Origin of the sequence: Streptomyces sp. HUAS 15-9 (assembly GCF_025642155.1) — a bacterium.
GTDB lineage: Bacteria > Actinomycetota > Actinomycetes > Streptomycetales > Streptomycetaceae > Streptomyces.
Window position 1 is genome coordinate 2,701,371 of sequence record NZ_CP106798.1, and the last position, 20,557, is coordinate 2,721,927.

Here is a 20,557-nt window from a genome sequence, read left to right on the forward strand (position 1 = left end):
CGCGCAGGGTCTCGTCCGCGCGCAGGGCGTCGACCTTCAGATGAAGCGTCTCGTCCGCGTCGGGCGGCGCACCGGCTTCGGGCCGGGCGTGGTCCTCGCCCTCCGGGTCGTCCGTCCGCTGTGATGCGTCGGTCACGACTGCGTCTCCCCTCGCACTCGGTCTTGCTCGCGTGGGTTGAGACTCAGCGGGTGGCACAGCCGCGGTGGGCGCGGCATCACGAGCCCCCCTGTTCCCCCCGGTCTTACGGCTCCTCGCGGCCTGCCTAAATTATCAGCGATCTTTTCAAAATCTCCGCACAAGTATCGGACACAGTCGAACACTCACGAAATTCTGAGGTGTAGTGATTACTGTCACGCCCGTTAACCTGTGCTTATGCCTCGCTACGAGTACCGCTGCCGAACCTGCGGCGACACATTCGAACTGAGCCGTCCCATGGCACAGTCCTCCGACCCCGCCGCCTGTCCCGCCGGCCACGACGACACGGTCAAGCTGCTGTCGACGGTAGCCGTCGCGGGTTCGGCCTCCGCACCCGCCCCCGCGCCCCGTGCGGGCGGCGGAGGAGGCGGCTGCTGCGGCGGGGGCTGCTGCGGCTGAGTCTCCCGGGAAGGCCGCCGCCGACGCCCCCGGGAGGCAGCCTAGGACGGCCGCCGCACCGTCCGCAGGAACTCCCGCAGGATCCGCTCCCCCCCGCCAGCACGCCCCGCTCGGGCAGCGCGCTGATCGCCGGTGCCGTCCAGTCGGCGTCGGCCAGCTCGCCGTGCCCCGGGCGCCAGCCCCGGTCGGCCGCGAGCAGCAGGTCGGCGTCGAGCAGCGAGTCGCCGGCCGCCAGGGTGAGGTCGGCGCCGGTACGGCGGGCGACCTCACGGACCGCCGCGCTCTTGGTGAGCGGCTTCGGCACGGCGTAGACCTTGCGGCCCTGCAGGGAGACCGTCCAGCCCCGGTTCTCCGCCCAGACCGCGAGCTCCTTCACCCACTCCTCGGGCAGCAGCTCGCGCTCGACCACCAGATAGGCGAAGAGGTCCTCGGCGATCCGGTGCTTGCGCACCCAGGCGGGGTCGGCGGTCTCGGCCAGATGCGTGCGCACCTCCTCCAGCGGCGCACACTCCTCGGCCAGCCGGTCCAGCACCCGTGCGTGCCAGTCGGGGTCCGAGACGCCGTCCACCAGCAGATGGCCGCCGTTGGCACAGATCGCGTACTTCGGCGCCGGGCCCGGCAGGTTGATGCGCTGGTACTGCTTGCGGGTCCGGGTGGTCGTCGGCATGAACACCGCAGCGTCGCCGAGGTCGCCGAGCAGCTGCGCGGCCGTCTCCGTCATATAGGACAGCGGCCGGCTCTCGTGCACCTCGACGCACAGCAGCCGGGGCGCCCGCGCGTCCGGCATGGTCAGCGCCAGGGCCGCGGCGGAGTAGATCAGCGTACGGTCGAGGTCGCTCGCCACCAGCACCGGCATCAGACCGTCACCGCCTTGCCGTCGGCGCCGGTCGCACCGCGCGTGTACCGCGGGTGGATCAGCCCCACGCAGGTGTACGGCAGTTCGCCGACCTCCTCGACGGGCACCCCTCTCTGCTCGGCCAGCAGCCGCACGTGGTCCAGGTCGGTGCCCGCCCCGGCGCGGGCGAGGATCTTCCAGGGCACCCGGCGCAGCAGCACCCGGGTGGTCTCGCCGACGCCGGGCTTGACGAGGTTCACGTCGTGGATGCCGTACTCCTCGCTGATCCGCTCGACCGCGGCCCAGCCCTCCCAGGTCGGGGTGCGGTCGGCGGCGAGGAGTTCCTTGACCGCCGTCTCCACGGTGTCCGTGACCTCGGGGAAGCGTGCGGCGACGGCGTCCAGGAAGGCCACCGACACATCCACGCCGGCGAGTTCGCGGTAGAACTTGGCGCCGTGGAAGTCGTTCGGGCCGACCAGGTCGGCGCGCAGGACGGTGCGTGAGATCAGGCCCGAGACCGTCGAGTTGAGGCAGGCCGACGGGATGAGGAAGTCCTCGCGGGTGCCGTACGTGCGCACGCACGAGCCCGGGTCGGCGAGCACCGCGATCTCCGGGTCGAAGCCGGTGATCCCGTCGCGCGCCTCGAACTCCTCGATGGCGTCGGCGAGTTCGCGGCTGATCGCGCCCTTGCCGGTCCAGCCGTCGACGAAGACGACGTCCCGCGGGTCGTGGTGGGCGGCCAGCCAGCGCAGCGCGTTGGCGTCGATGCCGCGCCCGCGCACGATCGACACGGCGTAGTGCGGCAGGTCGAGGCCGTGCCGGAACTGGGCCCAGCGGCGCATCAGCACTCCGACCGGGGTGCCCGCGCGGGCCAGGGAGACCAGCACCGGCCGGGGCGACCGCTCGGCGATCACCGTCTCGGTGACCGCGCCGACCGCGCGGGCGATCCGCTCGGCCGAGGCCTCCAGGGCCGCGTGGAACAGTTCCTGGTACCGCTCGCTCGGCTGGTACTCCACCGGCAGCGACTCGGCGTAGTGCGCGCCGCCGCTCTGGATCGCCTCCTCGCGCTCCTCGGTCGGCGCCTCCAGCGTCACGTCCGAGAGGTCCTGCAGCAGCCAGCCGACCTCGTCGGGCGCGTACGAGGAGAAGGCGGGGCCGCGGAGGGGCTCGGGCAGCATGGGGGGCCTTTCGGGTACGTACAGGGGCTCGGGCACGTACGACGGTACGACGGCGAGCAGAACGTGCGGCGTGTGCGCGGCCAGCTGGGCCAGCAGGCCGTCGGGGGCGTGCAGTCGGGGCGTGTCGGCGGCCGAGTCGACCACCGCGACGACGGCGTCGAAGCCTGCGCCCGCGACGTTGTAGGCGTAGCGCTCGCCGGGGCCGTCGGCCGGGTCGTCGTGGGCCGGGAAGACCAGGCGGGTGCGTATCGCGTAGCCGGGGTCGTCGACGGCGAGGACGGGCGAGCGGGTGGTGGTGGAGTAGCGCACCTCGATGTTCGCGACCTGCTCCAGCTCGCGGGCCAGCCGCAGGGGTGCGTACATCAGCTCCTCGAAGCCGAGGACCAGGACGCGGCGCGCGCCGGCGGGTATCGCCTCGGCGAGCCGCGCGGCCATGGTGGGCAGGGCGCCCTCCAGGCGGGCCCGGTGGGCGGGTGTGAACCCGTGCCGGCCGCCGTCGGGCAGGCCGCGCGGCCAGTGGAGCTCGACGGGGGTGATCCGGCCGGCCTCGGCCCCCGGTGCGGGTGCCTCCCGGGACTCGTGGCGGGCGACCAGCTCCTGTCCCTTCTCCAGCACGCCCTCGGGCAGCCGTACGGTTCCCGAGGCGGCGGCGACCAGGTCCACGCGGACGCCGATCTCCCGGGCGAAGGTCTCCAGGCGTCCGGCGTCCGCGGGTGAGCGCATGTCGACGAGGGCGACCACGACGTACCGCCCGCGCGGGTAGCGCTCGTGCAGGTCGCGGATGGTGTTCAGGACGGTGTTGCCGGTGGAGAACTCGTCGTCGACGAGGACCAGCGGGCCGTCGCCGGCCAGCAGCGCCGGATCCTCCGGGAGCAGCAGGTGCGAGGTGGCGTGCGAGTGCGACTCCTCGAAGCCGCCCGCGCGGGCGACGCCCGTGACCGGGCGGCGGGTGGAGTGCAGATAGGGGGCGAGGCCCAGGCCGTCGGCGACCGAGTGGCCGAGGCCGGTGGCGGTCTCCGCGTAGCCCAGGACGACCGCCCTGGCCGCCTCCTCGTCGCCGAGGAGCTCGCGCACCCTGCGGCCCAGGGCGAACCCGTGCCCGTACACCACACCCGGCGACTGCGGCACGTGCTTGCCCAGCACATTGGAGACGAGCAGATGCGCCCGCCTGGGGTTGCGGCGCAGCGCGAGGCCGAGCAGGCCCGTCAGCGTGTCGTCGCCCGTCAGTCCGACCCCGAGTCGCTCGGCGACCCAACTGCCGGACCAGGCCCCGTCGTTCACTGCCTTGTTCATGCGTTCCTTGGGTTGGGCGGTGGTCAGCCGGGGATCCCGGCGGCGAGCAGCTCCACGAAGCCGACGTCCTCGTTGGCGACGCCGAACACCTCGGCGCGCAGCATGGTCCGCTCGGCCCAGGCGCGGTGCGGCTTCACTTCGTTCATCTTGTTCGTGTAGGCGGACCTGAGTACACCCCCGCCGCCGCGTTCCGGCCGCAGGATGTCCTGGGCGTCACTGAACTCCTCGTGACTGACCACTGACAGTGCGTGCACCGGCAGGACGTGCGAGGGGTGGATGCAGGTCTTGCCGAGCAGTCCGTTGGCCTGGTCCAGGGAGATCTCCCTCAGCAGCCCGTCCATCGCGTGCTCGATCAGTCTCTCGCGCAGCTCGACGGCCTGCCCCTCGAGGAAGGGGCTGTGCCGCAGCATCGGCTTGAACATGCGCTCGGGGACCCGGAAGTACTCCCAGACCGGACCGGTCACCGTGAACCCGGTGCCGTCGGCCCGTCCCAGCATGTTCACCACGTCGGCGATCACGGAGGCGATGATCTGGACGTCGTACGCCGTCATGTCGGGGGCGCGGCGCAGTCCGTACGAGGAGCAGAAGTCCGTGACGCCCAGGCGCAGCGCCAGCACCCGGTCGCGGTACTTGTCGACGGCGCGGGCAATGCCCTCCAGGGCCTCGACACGCGATTCCCGGTACATCAGCTCGGGCGTCTCGAGGACCGGCATGCCGAACAGCCGGCATCCGCTCTCCGTCTCGGCGGCGGCCAGCGCCTCCAGGAAGGGGATGCCACGCTCCTCGGTGAACTTCGGGAACACGAATCCGGACAGCAACCGGACGGTCGCGCCCAGGCGTCGTACGAGGTCGGAGATCTGATCCGGGGTGCGGACCCGGATGAAGAGCAGGGGCAGGTCCACGCACGCCCGGGAGTCGAGGTCGGCGAACTGGCGTACGAGGTTCTCCTCGCCCTCCGGCACGTCCTCGTCCCCGATCGAGTCCTCCAGGCACAGCACCATCGAGACCACGCCCTGTGCGGCCTGCTTGACGATGTCGTCGGCGAGCCTCGGCCGGGTGGCCGGGCTGTACAGGGTGGCGCCGAGGGCCGCGGAGAGCAGCCGGGCCGGGGAGTCGGCGGTGAACTCGCACGGCTCCTGGTGGAAGAGGCGCTGGCGCACCTCAGGGGCGAAGTGCCCGAAATGACGCATGGAACTCCCCCGTGGCGCAAGGTAAGCGAGTGGATTTGGTGGACAGGTGGCCGGTAATAGTACGTACGGATCCATGTCATCGGTTCCCGCCAGGCGTGAACTTCAGGTGACGCCGGCAAGCACAACCCTGTCGGCCGCGGTTACCCCGCATTGTCGTGACCAGGACCGAGAAGGCAGGATGACCGCATGACGCACGCGATGCTGAAGGGGTCGAACGTCCCGCTCGAAGCCACGACGGTGCGCGCCGTGCTGCGCTGGACGCCCGGGCAGGGGGTCCCGGATGTCGATGCCTCGGCGCTGCTCCTCGGCCCCGACGGTCGTGTGCGCTCCGACGAGGACTTCGTCTTCTACAACCAGCCCCGCCACCCCTCCGGGAAGGTATGGCGGCTCGGCAAAAAGCGTATCGCCGAGGGCCTGACCGACACGATCCAGACGGATCTGGCCGGTGTCGAGACGGGTGTCAGCCGTATTCTCCTGGTCGCTTCGGCGGACGGCGTCGCCTTCGAGCACGTACGCGCGCTGCGCATCGTGCTGTACGACGCGTCCAGTGTCGACGCCGATCCACTGGCCACCTTCGACATCAAGCCGGAGACCGGTGCCGAGACCGCGCTGATCTGCGGCGAGCTGTACCGGCGTGGCGAGGGCTGGAAGTTCCGGGCGCTCGGCGAGGGCTACTCGAACGGTCTGAAGGGCCTGGCGACCGACTTCGGCATCTCGGTGGACGAGTCCGAGGGGGCCGAGGAGTCTGCCCAGTCGCTGCCCCTGCCTCCGGAGCAGCCGACGGTGCTGCCGACGCAGTCGGCGTACGGCTATCCGGAGCCGCAGACCTCGCAGATGGCCCAGACCCAGCCGGCCTACGGCTATCCGCAGCCCGCCGGCGGGCCCGCGTACGGCTATCCCCAGGCGCCGGCCGCGGCGGCCACGTCGGCCCGGTCCGGCTACGGCTATCCGCCCCCGGTGACGGCGGCCCCGAACCCGGACTTCAGGCTGCCCCCGCAGGGCCCGCAGTTCATCGGCCGCTGAGGGTCACTCCACCGCCTTGGTCTTGTAGCCCCGGCCCCACTGCAGCCCCCAGCCGTAGAGCCGGTCCAGCTCGCCCTGGAAGCCGTAGACGAACTTCACCTCGCGGCGGACGAGCAGTTCGCCCTTGACGTTCTCGATCATCACGACGGCGCAGGAGCGGGCCTGGGGGTGGCGTTCGTCGAGGCCGATCTCGATGCGCGGGCCGTTGCTGGGGTAGAGCGTGACGATGGCGTGGGTGCGGTCGAAGGCCGGGGTCTGGTCGTAGATGTAGACGAAGACCAGCAGCCGCTTTATCTCCTCGCGGTGGTCCAGGTTGACGTACATCGTCTCGCCGGACGCCGACCCGAACCGGTCGTCGCCGCTGAGTTTGACGTACGGGGGTGAGTTGACGTCCCCGAGGTAGTTGCCGAGCGGCTGGACGACCCCCCTGGTGCCGTCCGTGAGCTCGTACAGGCAGCCCAGGTCGAGGTCGACGTTGACCATGCTCTGCCCGTGGCCCAGCACCTCCGCCGGCTTGAGCGCCTTGAAGGGGTGCCGGAACAGGCTGGTGCGCTGGATGCCGCCGATGTCGGACGTCCGCATGCGCCAGGTCAGATTGACGCGCAGGTGCCCGGTGGCCGCGTCCTGCTTGGTCAGGGAGACCTGCTGGTGCCGCTTGGTGAGCTGGATCGAGTTGGTGGCGGCGCTGCCCGAGTCGAAGTCGGCAGCCCGGCCGCCCAGCAGCCCGTCGAAGAAACCCATTCCCGCCCCCATGTACGTGTCTGCGTACCCGTGACACAAAACCGCGGGGCGGCCGCCGTCGGCCGCCCCGCAGTGAGCGTTCCTCGCCCGGAAGGTGATCACACCTGGGTGTGGGACACCCCGGATGTGAACCGGGCCCTGGATCTGGCATGCGAACCGGACCCGGGATCTGCCCTAGACCGACACCTCAGTCTTCTCGTCCGATCCCGCTTTTCCCTCGGCGTCCGCCAGAGCGCGGTTGCGGCGGACGGAGGACCAGAAGGACCAGGCGATCAGGATGACGCCGACGAGGCCGGTGATGACCTCGTTGATCTCGTACTGGATGGTGACCATGAGGATCACGGCCAGCGCGCCGATCGCGTAGTGGGCGCCGTGCTCCAGGTAGACGTAGTCGTCGAGGGTGCCCTGGCGGACCAGGTAGACGGTGAGCGACCGGACGTACATCGCGCCGATGCCCAGGCCCAGCGCCATCAGGACGATGTCGTTGGTGATGGCGAAGGCGCCGATCACGCCGTCGAAGGAGAAGGACGCGTCCAGGACCTCCAGGTAGAGGAACATGAAGAACGCGGCCTGGCCGGCCAGCACCACGGGCGAGCGTTTCTTGCCGGTGCGCGCGGCCTCTTCCTCCTCCTCGTGCTCCCGCTCCTCCTCTTCCTCCAGCTTGTCCTCGAAGTAGCCGGAGAGACCGCCGACGATCATGTACGTGATCAGACCGGCGATACCGGCGATCAGCACCGTCTGCGCCTTGTCTACATGCGCGCCGCCGTGCTGGTGGGCGTGGGTGGCGAAGGTGAAGGAGGTGATCAGCAGGACGATCAGGGAGATGCAGACCGAAAGCATGTCGACCTTGCCGAGCTTGGCCAGCGGCCGCTCGATCCAGCGCAGCCACTGGATGTCCCGGTCCTCGAAGATGAAGTCGAGGAAGATCATCAGCAGGAACATACCACCGAAGGCGGCGATCGCCGGGTGGGCGTCGGTCACCAGTTCCTGGTAGTGGTCCTTGTTGTTGAGCGCGAGGTCGACGGCCTCGATGGGGCCCATCTTGGCGCTGATCGCGACGATCACGACCGGGAAGACCAGCCGCATCCCGAAGACCGCGATGAGCACACCGACCGTGAGGAAGATCTTCTGCCAGAAGGCATTCATCTTCTTCAGGATTCCGGCGTTGACCACCGCGTTGTCGAATGACAGGGAGATCTCCAGGACGGAGAGGATCGCCACGATGCCGAAGGCCTCCCACCCCCCGTAGAAGACCGCCGCGACCAGACCGAGCGCGGTAATCGCGAACGACCAGCCGAAGGTTTTCAGAAGCACTGGCTACCCAATCGTGTGTGTACGGGTCTCCCCCGCGCCGTACTCGGCTTTACTCATTGTTGACCCCGAAGTGTAGGGCCTGCCCCACAAGCCGGGCCAGGAGGGGCACCCGGCCCTGGAACACACAAGGTCCGAGATGGTACGGCCACCCGTCGGGGCCGGCTACGAGACGTTGACCCCGAAGTCCAGGGCGATACCGCGCAGCCCCGAGGCGTAGCCCTGGCCGACGGCCCGGAACTTCCATTCGCCGCCGTAGCGGTAGAGCTCGCCGAAGATCATGGCCGTTTCGGTGGAGGCGTCCTCACTGAGGTCGTAACGCGCGAGCTCCTGACCGTCGGCCTGGTTGACGACCCGGATGAAGGCGTTGGAGACCTGGCCGAAGGTCTGGCCGCGCTCGTCCGCCATATGGATCGAGACCGGGAAAATGATCTTGTCGCAGACGGCCGGGACCTTCAGCAGGTCGATCAGAATCGATTCGTCGTCGCCCTCGCCCTCACCGGTGAGGTTGTCACCGGTGTGCTCCACCGAACCGTCGGGGCTCTTGAGCTGGTTGTAGAAGACGAACCACTCGTCGCCGAGCACCCGCTGGCCCTGGCACAGCAGCGCGCTGGCGTCCAGGTCGAAGGGGGCTCCGGTGGTGGAGCGTGCGTCCCAGCCGAGCCCGATCAGCACGTTCGTGAGATTCGGTGCGGCCTTGGACAGGGAGACGTTGCCCCCCTTGGCGAGCGTGACGCCCATGATGCTGGTCCTCCCCTAGGTGGTGCTTCTTCGGTTGTCCTGCACGTCCGGCGCCGACCGTAAACGGTGCGGCGCCGGACGAGGCGGTCACATCTCAGACGTTGACGCCGAAGTCCTGCGCGATGCCGCGCAGGCCCGAGGCGTAGCCCTGGCCGATGGCACGGAACTTCCACTCCGCGCCGTGCCGGTAGAGCTCGCCGAAGACCATGGCGGTCTCCGTCGAGGCGTCCTCGCTCAGGTCGTAACGGGCGATCTCGGCGCCGCCCGCCTGGTTGACGATGCGGATGAACGCGTTGCGCACCTGACCGAAGGACTGCTGGCGGTTCTCGGCGTCGTAGATCGACACCGGGAAGACGATCTTTTCGACGTCCGCCGGTACGCCGGCCAGATTGACCTTGATCTGCTCGTCGTCGCCCTCGCCCTCACCGGTGAGGTTGTCACCGGTGTGCTCCACCGAGCCGTCGGGGCTCTTGAGGTTGTTGAAGAAGACGAAGTTCTGGTCGCTGCCGACCTTGCCGGACGGGTTCAGCAGCAGCGCGCTGGCGTCCAGGTCGAAGTCCGTGCCGGTCGTGGTACGGACGTCCCACCCCAGACCGACGATAACGGCGGTCAGGCCCGGGGCCTCCTTCGTCAGCGATACGTTGCCGCCCTTGCTGAGGCTGACTCCCACGAGTCCTCCATGTGGTGTCCAGGGGCGGGGAGCCCCGTCGTACGTCGGATACCGGATCAACGATTCGATCCTAGTGAGGGGTTCCCACTGCCCGCAGGCCCTGACCCCGAAGAATCACAGGGTGTCGAGCGCCTTCACGTACTCGTCCAGGTCCCGCGCGTCCGGCAGGCCGTTGATCACGGTCCACCGCACGACGCCTTCCTTGTCGATGATGAAGGTCCCGCGGACGGCGCAACCCTTGTCCTCGGCGAAGACGCCGTAGGCGCGCGAAATGTTGCCGTGCGGCCAGAAATCGCTCAGCAGGGGGTACTCCAGGCCCTCCTGCTCGGCGAAGACGCGCAGGGTGTGGATGGAGTCGTTGGAGACGGCGAGCACCTGTGTGCCGCGGTCCTCGAACCTGGGCAGGTTGTCCCGCAGCTCGCACAGCTCGCCGGTGCACACGCCGGTGAAGGCGAAGGGGTAGAAGAGCAGCACCACGTTCTTCTCTCCCCGGAAGTCGGAGAGCTTCACGGTGCGGCCGTGGTTGTCCTTGAGCTCGAAGTCGGGCGCCTTGTCGCCGACCTGGATCGCCATGGTCCTGCATCCCTTCGGAGGGGCTGTTCGGGTGGCACCACCCTACGCAGCCGCCCCCGGGGCGCAGCGGCGCCGGGCTGGGCTTTCGGCCCAGCCCGGCTGACATCGGCCCGTCCCGCGAGGGACGGCGGTCACGGCTCGATCAGCGCTTGGACTTCGCGGCCTTCGGCGTCACCAGGCGCGAGCCGCTCCAGTCCTTGCCCACGCTGACGCTCTTGGAGGCCGACAACCCCGCCGTCACGGCGGCTTCCGAGATGTCGCTCGGCTCCACGTACCCGTCACGGCCGGTCTTCGGCGTGAGGAGCAGGATCGCGCCGCCCTCCTCGATGTACGTGGTGGCGTCCACCAGCACATCTGTCAGGTCGCCGTCCTCGTCGCGGAACCACAGCACCACGGCGTCCGCGACGTCGTCGTACTCCTCGTCCACGAGTTCGCTGCCGATGACTTCCTCGATGGACTCGCGGAGCTCCTGGTCGACGTCGTCGTCGTAGCCGATCTCCTGGACCACCTGCTCGGGCTGGAACCCCAGCCTGACGGCAGGGCTCGTCCGCTCCTCCGCGTGGTCCGCGGTCGCGCTCACGGGTTGCCTCCTGATCATGTCTCGGTAACTATCTCAGCCACGCGCGTGCGCGAAGCATTGGCCGTAGTCCACACGGGCGGGACGGATCGCGCAAGTACCCGGCCGTTCAGACCGCCGAAACGGTGACGATCCCGGCCGTGTCGCCGCAACTCCTGGCACCCCTTCCAAACCCAGGGTGACCCACACCACACTCTCCTGCACCCTTGTGCCCGCTTTGCGAGCTTAGGAACCCTCTGGGAATCACCCGGGAGTGCGGCGCTCGAACCCCTTTGCCAATCACGTCACACGCTGGGCGTATCGTTGCGTTTTGGCCCGAGCCGCCCGAGTACGGCTTGAGGGAGACCGTACGGACGTCTCGGTTACCACCGAGTAGAGATGACGTGGGCCTCCCCGAGGTACACGATGGGGGACGGTGCTGGCACAAGGGACATGCCCGAGAAAAAAGCCCAAGCAGAAGCGGCCCTCTGACAGGTAAGGAACAGCGTGGCTTCCGGATCCGATCGCAACCCGATCATCATTGGCGGCCTTCCGAGTCAGGTACCTGACTTCGATCCCGAAGAGACCCAGGAGTGGCTCGATTCCCTCGACGCCGCCGTGGACGAGCGCGGCCGGGAGCGAGCCCGCTATCTGATGCTCCGCCTGATCGAGCGCGCCCGCGAGAAGCGCGTGGCCGTGCCCGAGATGCGCAGCACGGACTACGTCAACACCATCGCGACCAAGGACGAGCCGTTCTTCCCCGGCAACGAGGAGATCGAGCGCAGGATCCTGAACGCGACCCGCTGGAACGCCGCGGTGATGGTGTCCCGCGCGCAGCGCCCCGGCATCGGCGTCGGCGGCCACATCGCCACCTTCGCCTCCTCCGCCTCGCTCTACGACGTGGGCTTCAACCACTTCTTCCGCGGCAAGGACGAGGGCGACGGCGGCGACCAGGTCTTCTTCCAGGGCCACGCCTCCCCCGGCATCTACGCCCGCGCGTACATGCTCGACCGGCTCAGCGAGCAGCAGCTGGACGGCTTCCGCCAGGAGAAGTCCAAGTACCCCCAGGCGCTCTCCAGCTACCCGCACCCGCGCTCCATGCCGGACTTCTGGGAGTTCCCGACCGTCTCCATGGGCCTCGGCCCGCTGGGCGCGATCTACCAGGCCCGGATGAACCGCTACATGGAGGCACGCGGCATCGCCGACACCTCCAAGTCCCACGTGTGGGCGTTCCTCGGCGACGGCGAGATGGACGAGGTCGAGTCGCTCGGCCAGCTGACCATCGCCGCGCGCGAGAACCTGGACAACCTCACCTTCGTGGTCAACTGCAACCTGCAGCGGCTCGACGGCCCGGTGCGCGGCAACGGCAAGATCATCCAGGAGCTGGAGTCGGTCTTCCGGGGCGCCGGCTGGAACGTGATCAAGCTGGTCTGGGACCGCACCTGGGACCCGCTGCTCGCCCAGGACCGCGACGGCGTGCTGGTCAACAAGATGAACACCACGCCCGACGGCCAGTTCCAGACGTATGCGACCGAGTCCGGCGCGTACATCCGCGACCACTTCTTCGGCGACGACCACCGGCTGCGCGCGATGGTCGAGCACATGACCGACGACCAGATCCTGCACCTGGGCCGTGGCGGTCACGACCACCGGAAGATCTTCGCGGCGTTCTCGGCGGCCAAGGCGCACAAGGGCCAGCCGACGGTGATCCTGGCCAAGACGATCAAGGGCTGGACGCTCGGGCCGAACTTCGAGGGCCGCAACGCCACGCACCAGATGAAGAAGCTGACGGTCACCGACCTCAAGGGCTTCCGCGACCGGCTGCACCTGCCGATCTCCGACAAGGAGCTGGAGTCCGGCCTGCCGCCGTACTACCACCCGGGCCGGAACTCGGAGGAGATCCAGTACATGCACGACCGGCGCAAGGGGCTCGGCGGGTACGTCCCGACGCGCGTCGTGCGTTCCAAGCCGCTCACGCTGCCCGACGACAAGACGTACGCGGGTGTGAAGAAGGGCTCGGGTCAGCAGTCGATCGCGACGACCATGGCCTTTGTCCGGCTCCTCAAGGACCTCATGCGGGACAAGGAGCTCGGCAGACGGTTCGTGCTGATCGCGCCGGACGAGTACCGCACGTTCGGCATGGACTCCTTCTTCCCGAGCGCGAAGATCTACAACCCGCTCGGCCAGCAGTACGAGGCGGTGGACCGCGACCTGCTGCTCGCGTACAAGGAGTCGCCGACGGGCCAGATGCTGCACGACGGCATCTCCGAGGCGGGCTGCACGGCGTCCCTGATCGCGGCCGGCTCGGCCTACGCGACGCACGGCGAGCCGCTGATCCCGGTGTACGTCTTCTATTCGATGTTCGGTTTCCAGCGCACGGGTGACCAGTTCTGGCAGATGGCCGACCAGATGGCGCGCGGTTTCGTTCTCGGCGCGACCGCCGGCCGTACGACGCTGACCGGTGAGGGTCTGCAGCACGCGGACGGCCACTCGCAGCTGCTCGCCTCGACGAACCCCGCCTGTGTCGCCTACGACCCGGCGTACTCGTACGAGATCGCGCACATCGTGCAGGACGGCCTGCGCCGTATGTACGGCAGCGACGCGCAGCACCCGCACGGCGAGGACGTCTTCTACTACCTCACCGTCTACAACGAGCCCATCCAGCACCCGGCCGAGCCGGCCGACGTGGACGTCGAGGGCATCCTCAAGGGCATCCACCGCATCGCCCCGGGCACGGCGGGCTCCGTCCCGGCGCAGATCATGGCGTCCGGTGTGGCGGTGCCGTGGGCGATCGAGGCGCAGCGGATCCTCGCGGAGGACTGGGACGTACGGGCCGACGTCTGGTCGGCGACCTCCTGGAACGAGCTGCGGCGCGAGGCCGTGGAGTGCGAGCGGCACAACCTGCTGCACCCGGAGGAGGAGCAGCTCACGCCGTACGTCACGCGCAAGCTCAGCGGCGCCGAGGGGCCGTTCGTGGCCGTGTCCGACTGGATGCGGTCGGTTCCGGACCAGATCGCCCGGTGGGTGCCGGGGACGTACCAGTCCCTCGGCGCGGACGGCTTCGGCTTCGCGGACACACGGGGCGCGGCTCGCCGCTTCTTCCACATCGACGCGCAGTCGATCGTGGTGGCGGTGCTGACCGAGCTGGCGCGGGAGGGCAAGGTCGACCGTTCGGTGCTGAAGCAGGCCATCGACCGGTACCAGCTGCTCGACGTGTCGGCGGCGGACCCGGGGGCGGCGGGCGGCGACGCGTAGCGCTGCGCGGCCCGGCCTGGCTGGTTTCGCGGCTTGAGCGGCTCTTGAGCTGCTGAGGGGCGGTGGGGCTCGATGCTCCACCGCCCCCGCGTTTTCCTTACGATGCGGGCATGGAGGAACAATCGGCGCAGGCGCGTTGGGAGCGGCACACCCAACGGCCCCTGCTGGCGCTCGCGGTGGCCTTCGCCATCGCCTATGCCGTGCCGATCGTGGACAGTTCGGCAGGGCACTCCCTGACGGCCGCGTGCACGGTCGTGGAGTGGGTGGTGTGGGGGTCCTTCGCCACGGACTATCTGATGCGGCTGGCACTCGCGCGCCGGCGCAAGGAGTTCGTACGGACGCACTGGCTGGACCTGTGCGCGGTGATACTGCCGATCCTCCAGCCGCTGCGGCTGCTGCGGCTCGTCTCGACACTGCTGCTGCTGGGGCGGCGGGCGCGGATGGCTTCGCAGATCCGGCTGACGACGTATGTCGCGGGGGCGGTCGTCGGGTTGCTGATGTTCGGGTCGCTGGCCGTGCTGTCGGTGGAGCGGGAGTCGCCGAACGGGAACATCCGGACACTGGGTGACGCCGTGTGGTGGTCGTTCACGACGATGACGACCGTCGGGTACGGGGATCATGCGCCGACCACCGGGCTGGGACGGATGATCGCGGTCGGGCTGATGCTGTCCGGGATCGCGTTGCTGGGTGTGGTGACCGCGAACATCGCCGCGTGGTTCATCGCGCGGTTCGAGAAGGACGATGTGGAGGAGCGGCGGCAGACCGAGGCGATCGAGTCTTTGGCGGCGGAGGTACGGGAGCTTCGGGCGGAGGTGGCGGCGCTTACTGCGTTGGCTTCGGCGGGGGAAGCGGTGGAGGAGCGGCCGGGGTAGGGGTTGGCGTTGCCCTGTGGGGTGGGGTGACTCCCGTACGCGGTGAGGTGCCGCGGGCTGCTCTGGGGGGTGGGTCACGCAACCCGGCGCCGGCGGGGTGCCGCGGGCTGCGCCGTGGGGGTGGGTCACGCAACCCGGCGCCGCGGGGTGCCGCGCGCTGCGCCGTGGGGGTGGGTCACGCAACCCGGCGCCGGCGGGGTGCCGCGCGCTGCGCCGTGGGGGTGGGTCACGCAACCCGGCGCCGGCGGGGTGCCGCGCGCTGCGCCATGGGGGTGGGTCACGCAACCCGGCGCCGGCGGGGTGCCGCGCGCTGCGCCATGGGGGTGGGTCACGCAACCCGGCGCCGGCGGGGTGCCGCGCGCTGCGCCATGGGGGTGGGTCACGCAACCCGGCGCCGGCGGGGTGCCGCTGCGCCCACCCGTGCCGCCTGGGGGTCCCCCCTGCTCGAAGAGCTTGGGGGAGGCACGATTGCCCGCAGCTGGGCGGGACGGGTGCACACAGCTGGGCGGAGCGGGTTTCCTGATCTGGATCTGTCGGCGCGCTGCCCCCCTCCGGCAGCGCGCCGCAGTTCGGGTCCTCTATGTCCTGCGGAGGACTTGACCCAATGTGAACTGCGGCGCGTGCCGTAGGCGAGGGATCTTCGGTCGCGTCACCCTGATGGGCGAACTCAGATGTGGCCCGCGCCCATGCCCGCGTCGGCGTTCTCGCCGCGCTTGGTGAGCAGTGCCACCAGGACGGCCACGGCCGCCACGCCCGCCGCGACCAGCGACGCCAGGCTCATGCCGGAGATGAACGTGTCGTGCGCGACCGAGGTGATCTTCGCGACGATCACCTCCGGCGTGCCCTTGGCGACCGGGGCGACACCCACCTGGACCGCCTCCGAGGCCTGGTCGAGCTGGGTCGGCGAGAGCTTCGGGAGCCCCGCGTCGGCCCAGTTGGCCGGCAGGTCGCTGTCGACCTTGGAGGCCATCACGGCACCCAGCACCGCCGTACCGAGGCTGCCGCCGATCTGCATCGCCGCCTGCTGGAGACCGCCGGCCACACCGGAGAGCTCCATCGGGGCGTTGCCGACGATGACCTCCGTGGCGCCGACCATGACGGGCGCGAGGCCGAGGCCCAGCAGGGCGAACCAGAGCGACATCACACCGCTGCCGGTGTCCGTCTCCAGCGTCGACATGCCGTACATGGCGACCGCGGTGGCGACCATGCCACCGGCCAGCGGGATGCGCGGGCCCAGCTTGGTGATCGCCGCGCCGGCGAGCGGCGAACCGACGATCATCATGCCGGTGAGGGGCAGCAGGTGGAGTCCGGCGTCGATCGGGCTCATGCCGTGGACGTTCTGGAGGTAGAACGTCACGAAGAACAGACCGCCCATGAAGGCGATCGCCATCAGGACCATCAGGACCACGCCCGCGGACAGCGGGACCGAGCGGAACAGGCCCAGTGGGATGAGGGGTTCCGCGACCCTCGTCTCCCAGAAGGAGAAGACGGCGAAGAGCAGCACCGATGCGGCGATGAACCCCCACGTCCTGCCGTCGCCCCAGCCCCAGGACGGCGCCTTGATGAGCGCCCAGACCAGGCAGAACATCGCGCCGGAGAGCAGTGCGATGCCGAGCAGGTCGAAGGAGCGCGGGGCGTTCTCCGCGCGGTGGTCGCGCAGGATCAGCACGCCCAGGACCAGGGCGATCAGGCCGACCGGCACGTTGATGAAGAACACCGACTGCCAGTTGACGTGCTCGACCAGGACACCGCCGAGGATCGGACCGCCCGCGGTGGAGGCGCCGATGACCATGCCCCAGATGCCGATCGCCATGTTGAGCTTCTCGGCCGGGAAGGTGGCCCGCAGCAGCCCGAGCGCGGCCGGCATCAGCAGCGCGCCGAACAGGCCCTGGCAGACGCGGAAGGTGACGACCGCGGCGATGCTGTGCGACAGGCCGATGGCGCCCGAGGCGGTGGCGAAGCCGGTCACGCCGATCAGGAAGGTCTGCCGGTGGCCGAAGCGGTCACCGAGCTTGCCCGCGGTGATCAGGGAGACCGCGAGGGCGAGGAAGTAGCCGTTGGTGATCCACTGGACCTGCGCGAAGGTGGCGCCGAGGTCCTTCTGGATCGCCGGGTTGGCGATGGCCACGATGGTGCCGTCGAGGGCCACCATCATGACGCCTACGGCGACGGTGATGAGGGTGAGCCAAGGGTGGCCGCGCAGGCCCGCGGCCGGGACCGGGTCCGACGGAACCTTGTCCGCCCTGTCCCCCGACCCCGTCGTGTCGATGGTGGTCTGACTAGTCATACCATGGAGGCTAGTGACAGCCGCTGACAATTGACAAACGAAATCACAAGTCGGTAACTGACACATATGGAAACACTGCGCGAACGCAAGAAACAGCGCACCCGGGACGCACTGCTGCGGTCCGCGCTCGAACTGTTCACCACCCGGGGCTACGAGGAGACGACCGTCGACGAGATCGCCGAGGCCGTCGACGTGTCGCAGCGCACATTCTTCCGCTACTTCGCCAGCAAGGAGGACGTGGCCTTCTTCGTGCCGCGGCTCGCCGAGTCGCACTACGTCGCGGCGCTGCGCGAACGCCCGCCGCACGAGGCCCCGCTGGAGGCACTGCGCCGCGCGGTGCTGGAGAGCTGGGACACCATCGAGGAGGCCGTCGAACAGGTCGTCCCGGTCGAACTCCACATGCGTGCCTACCGGATGATCGAGGCGACGCCCGCCCTGCTCGCCGCCCATCTGCGGCGCTCGGCGGAGCTGGAGGAGCAGATCGCGCGGATCATCGCCGAACGCGAGGGCCTGGACGTGGACGCGGACCCGCGGCCGCGGCTCGTCGTGGCCGTCTTCGGCGCGGTGATCCGGGTCACCGAACGCGCCTGGTCCGTGGGGGACGACGCCAGTGTCGTGGCGATCCGCGAACTCACCGCCGCCCGCCTCGACCAGGTGGGACCCGCGCTCGTCGGGAGTTGGCGGGAGGACTGAGGCCATTGTCACGTGCGCTTGAAACGTGATCCCTGTCACTCAGTTACCGCGAGACCCTCCCGTTCTCCTAGTGTGTCCTCCCAGTGACTTCCTTCGACACCTCCCCGCAACTCAACGTCTGGCGCGCGCTGCTCGCGCTGGGCGTCGTGTTCGTGATGCTCGCGACCACCGGTTGGACCGCCCTGCGCACCCACCGGGAGGCGACCCCTCTGCAGGCCTCGCTCACGAAGTGGGAGCACGGCCGCTTCCACGGCCACCATCTGCCGGACCCGGACGCGGCCCCCGCCCGCCTCGCCCGATTCTTCGCCTCGCTCACCGTGCAGGAGCGCGACCGCCTCGCGCACCGCTACCCGCTCGCGGTCGGCAATATGAACGGCGCCCCCGTCGAACTGCGCTACCAGGCCAACCACGTCGCCATGAACCAGGCGCGCAAGGTCGAGAAGAAGCGCATGCACGACAGCCGGCTCAGCCCGGCCGGGCAGCAGCAGGCGGGCCGTCGTATGCACCGCTACGAGTCGCTGATGTCCGGCGGCCGCCAGATCCTCTCCTTCGATCCCGAGGGCACGGGCCGGATCGCCGAGGTGTTCGGGAACCTGGACAAGGCCGAGCGGATCTCGGTCGTCGTCCCCGGCGTCGACACCGACCTGCTCACCTTCCAGAAGACGAACCGCAAGTACTCGGCGACGGCCGGCATGGCCGAGGCACTGTACTCGGCCGAGCGCACGGCGAGCCCCACGACCCGTACCGCCGTGATCGCCTGGGCCGACTACACCGCGCCCGACGGGCTCGGCGTGGACGCGGCGACAGCGATGCGCGCCGAGGACGGTGCCGTACGACTGAACGCCCTGCTGCGCGCGCTGCCCGGCAGCGCGCCCGTGTCGATGTTCTGCCACAGCTACGGCTCCGTGGTCTGCGGGGTCGCCGCGCACGCGATGCCGGACCGGGTGGCCGACATAGCCGTGGCCGCGAGCCCCGGAATGCGCGTCTCCGATGCCGCGCACCTGGGCACCTCGGCGCGGGTGTGGGCGATGCGGGACGCCACCGACTGGGTCCAGGACGTGCCCTACATGGAGGTCGGCGGCCTCGGACACGGCGCCGATCCGGTGTCCTCGGCGTTCGGCGCCCGGGTACTGTCGGCACGGGACGCACAGGGACACAGCGGCTATTTCGAGCCGGGCACGGACAGCCTGCGGAACTTCGCCGACATCGGTGTTGGCGCGTACCACGCGGTGACGTGTGCGCACGAGGTCGAGGTGTGCCGGGAGGGTTTGTCCGGCACCGACACGGCAGGACGCGCGTAGAGGCGCAGGAACTGCGGTCCGCGCGGGGAGGGGACGAAAAAGCGCGTGCCGCATACGATGAGCCGCATGGGTGACGTACTGGCCGGATTTCATGCCGCCTGGGAGTTCGAGTCCGACTCTGTGCTCATCCGCTACGAACGGGGGATTCGAACACCGAAGCTGTTCCAGGCCCTTGGGGAACGGCGCATCCCGCTCGCCGCGCTCTCAGGTGTGACGCTCACCACCGGCAAACGCGGCACCGTCGTACTGCGGGCCGAGCCCCGCCCCGGCGCGGATGCGCTGATGGAGGCGGCGGCCGGGCAGTTGAAGGAGGGCTCCGACCCCTACCGGCTGGTCCTGCCCGCCGAGCGCGAGACCCTCGCCGAGTACTACGCCGACGAACTGCGCGCGCGGCTCACCGAGTCCGGGCCCACGGAACGCCATCTGGTCACCGCGCCCGAGGCGCCGCGGCACTTCAAGGCGTACGACGGCAAGGCCTCCTTCGACGGCACCTCGGTGCAGTTCCGGTGGTCCTGGACCGGCGCCTCCTCGGCGAAGTGGAAGGCGGGCGACCAGAGTTTCCCGGTCGCAGACCTGAGCGGCGTCGAGTGGCGCTCGCCCGAGGTCTTCGAAGGTCATCTGCGGCTCCTGCACCGGGACTCCGCCGTCGAGCAGCCCGCCCAGCCGGACCAGGATCCGGCGACGGTCGTCTTCGGCCTCGGTTACGGTCCCGTGCACGAGTCGCTGCCCTTCGCCGCGGCCGTCCTGGCGGCGGTGCGGTCGCGGGGGCGGTGGCCCCGGCGGTGCTTACCAACGCGGGCCGGCGCGATCCCGCGGACATCGCCGAGCGGATCCGTCATCTCGGGGAGCTGCACCGGGCCGGGCTGGTCACGGACGAGGAGTTCTCGGCGAAGAAGGCCGAGCTGCTGGCGGAGCTGTAGCCGGCACCGCAGTCGGCGCTACGCCGTGCTTCCGCCCGCGTAGAAGCTGATCTTCCGGTCGAGTACGGCGAGCGTGTCCCGGAGTTCGGCGATACGGGCCAGCACGTCCCTGCGGGTCGACTCGAGCAGCTCGTGCCGCTCGGCATAGGTGGTCTCGCCCTCGCGCACCAGCTCCGCGTACCGGACCATGTCCGCGACCGGCATACCGGTCAGCCGCAGCTTGCTCACGAAGTCCAGCCAGTCCAGATCGCGGTTGCTGTAGCGGCGCTGGCCGGTGTGCGAGCGGTCGATGTGGGACATCAGCCCGATCCGCTCGTACCAGCGCAGGGTGTGGGCGGTCAGTCCGGTGAAGGCGACGACCTCGCTGATCGTGTAGCTGTCCTGACCGTCGGGCCGCGGATGCCGCCGGGGTGGCGCGGCGCAGAGATCTGCGGGGGTCGAAGCCTGCTCGGTGGCCACGGGCGAGGTCTGCATCACCGTCATGGCCCCACGCTATGGCCTTCGAGTGCACTCCAAGCAACCG

16 protein-coding genes and 2 pseudogenes are annotated in these 20,557 nt (G+C 69.7%); 7 read left to right on the forward strand and 11 right to left on the reverse strand.

Translation table 11 applies throughout. The annotated features are described in order from the left end of the window. Window positions 1–373: 373 nt before the first annotated feature. Window positions 374–595 carry an FmdB family zinc ribbon protein gene (locus N8I87_RS12420; protein WP_263208301.1) on the forward strand — a complete coding sequence of 74 codons (222 nt, stop codon included), beginning with the start codon at window positions 374–376 and terminating at the stop codon, window positions 593–595. A 41-nt stretch (window positions 596–636) separates the two neighbouring features. Here N8I87_RS12420 and N8I87_RS12425 read toward each other — a convergent pair. From N8I87_RS12425 to N8I87_RS12435, 3 genes and pseudogenes are all read right to left on the reverse strand, one after another. After that, window positions 637–1,451 (reverse strand): annotated as a pseudogene (locus N8I87_RS12425) (HAD family hydrolase). Continuing rightward, window positions 1,451–3,901, reverse strand: coding sequence for a phosphoribosyltransferase (locus N8I87_RS12430; protein WP_263208303.1), 2,451 nt, complete (start codon window positions 3,899–3,901; stop codon window positions 1,451–1,453). The pseudogene N8I87_RS12425 and the gene N8I87_RS12430 overlap by 1 nt, the downstream one beginning before the upstream one ends. A gap of 23 nt (window positions 3,902–3,924) precedes the next feature. Next, complete coding sequence (locus tag N8I87_RS12435; protein WP_263208304.1) at window positions 3,925–5,091, reverse strand: HpcH/HpaI aldolase/citrate lyase family protein; 1,167 nt, start codon at window positions 5,089–5,091, stop codon at window positions 3,925–3,927. 186 nt (window positions 5,092–5,277) lie between these two features. On the opposite strand from N8I87_RS12435, the gene N8I87_RS12440 reads away from it, so the two are divergent. Then, complete coding sequence (locus tag N8I87_RS12440; RefSeq protein WP_263208306.1) at window positions 5,278–6,114, forward strand: TerD family protein; 837 nt, start codon at window positions 5,278–5,280, stop codon at window positions 6,112–6,114. Window positions 6,115–6,117: 3 nt separating this feature from the next. Here the strand turns inward: N8I87_RS12440 and N8I87_RS12445 are convergent, their stop codons facing one another. From N8I87_RS12445 to N8I87_RS12470, 6 genes are all read right to left on the reverse strand, one after another. Next, window positions 6,118–6,855, reverse strand: coding sequence for a TerD family protein (locus tag N8I87_RS12445; RefSeq protein WP_263208308.1), 738 nt, complete (start codon window positions 6,853–6,855; stop codon window positions 6,118–6,120). A gap of 174 nt (window positions 6,856–7,029) precedes the next feature. Beyond that, the gene (locus tag N8I87_RS12450; protein ID WP_263208309.1) at window positions 7,030–8,169 is read right to left on the reverse strand and encodes a DUF475 domain-containing protein; all 1,140 of its coding nucleotides are present in this window, start codon (window positions 8,167–8,169) and stop codon (window positions 7,030–7,032) included. A gap of 162 nt (window positions 8,170–8,331) precedes the next feature. Next, window positions 8,332–8,907 (reverse strand): TerD family protein, encoded by a 576-nt coding sequence (locus tag N8I87_RS12455; protein ID WP_263208311.1) that lies wholly within the window; start codon window positions 8,905–8,907, stop codon window positions 8,332–8,334. Window positions 8,908–9,001: 94 nt separating this feature from the next. Further along, a complete protein-coding gene (locus N8I87_RS12460; RefSeq protein ID WP_263208313.1) occupies window positions 9,002–9,577 on the reverse strand; it encodes a TerD family protein in 576 nt (191 codons plus the stop codon). A 114-nt stretch (window positions 9,578–9,691) separates the two neighbouring features. Then, the gene (locus N8I87_RS12465; protein WP_263208315.1) at window positions 9,692–10,150 is read right to left on the reverse strand and encodes a peroxiredoxin; all 459 of its coding nucleotides are present in this window, start codon (window positions 10,148–10,150) and stop codon (window positions 9,692–9,694) included. Window positions 10,151–10,292: 142 nt separating this feature from the next. Further along, a complete protein-coding gene (locus tag N8I87_RS12470; RefSeq protein ID WP_263208317.1) occupies window positions 10,293–10,730 on the reverse strand; it encodes a DUF3052 domain-containing protein in 438 nt (145 codons plus the stop codon). Window positions 10,731–11,213: 483 nt separating this feature from the next. On the opposite strand from N8I87_RS12470, the gene aceE reads away from it, so the two are divergent. Next, on the forward strand, window positions 11,214–13,961 hold the full coding sequence (gene aceE, locus N8I87_RS12475; protein WP_263208319.1) for a pyruvate dehydrogenase (acetyl-transferring), homodimeric type: 2,748 nt from the start codon (window positions 11,214–11,216) through the stop codon (window positions 13,959–13,961). A gap of 110 nt (window positions 13,962–14,071) precedes the next feature. Beyond that, window positions 14,072–14,833 carry a potassium channel family protein gene (locus N8I87_RS12480; protein WP_263208321.1) on the forward strand — a complete coding sequence of 254 codons (762 nt, stop codon included), beginning with the start codon at window positions 14,072–14,074 and terminating at the stop codon, window positions 14,831–14,833. Window positions 14,834–15,500: 667 nt separating this feature from the next. On the opposite strand, the gene N8I87_RS12485 is transcribed toward N8I87_RS12480, so the two are convergent. Then, the gene (locus tag N8I87_RS12485) at window positions 15,501–17,120 is read right to left on the reverse strand and encodes an MFS transporter (RefSeq protein ID WP_263208323.1); all 1,620 of its coding nucleotides are present in this window, start codon (window positions 17,118–17,120) and stop codon (window positions 15,501–15,503) included. Between the two features lie 66 nt (window positions 17,121–17,186). On the opposite strand from N8I87_RS12485, the gene N8I87_RS12490 reads away from it, so the two are divergent. The 3 genes and pseudogenes from N8I87_RS12490 to N8I87_RS12500 all read left to right on the forward strand — a co-directional run bounded on the left by N8I87_RS12490 (window position 17,187) and on the right by N8I87_RS12500 (window position 20,034). Beyond that, on the forward strand, window positions 17,187–17,813 hold the full coding sequence (locus N8I87_RS12490) for a TetR family transcriptional regulator (protein WP_263208324.1): 627 nt from the start codon (window positions 17,187–17,189) through the stop codon (window positions 17,811–17,813). Between the two features lie 83 nt (window positions 17,814–17,896). Continuing rightward, the gene (locus N8I87_RS12495) at window positions 17,897–19,114 is read left to right on the forward strand and encodes an alpha/beta hydrolase family protein (protein WP_263208326.1); all 1,218 of its coding nucleotides are present in this window, start codon (window positions 17,897–17,899) and stop codon (window positions 19,112–19,114) included. Between the two features lie 66 nt (window positions 19,115–19,180). Then, window positions 19,181–20,034, forward strand: a pseudogene (locus N8I87_RS12500) (DUF4429 domain-containing protein). A gap of 18 nt (window positions 20,035–20,052) precedes the next feature. Here N8I87_RS12500 and N8I87_RS12505 read toward each other — a convergent pair. Next, window positions 20,053–20,517 (reverse strand): MerR family transcriptional regulator, encoded by a 465-nt coding sequence (locus tag N8I87_RS12505; protein ID WP_263208328.1) that lies wholly within the window; start codon window positions 20,515–20,517, stop codon window positions 20,053–20,055. Window positions 20,518–20,557 lie beyond the last annotated feature (40 nt).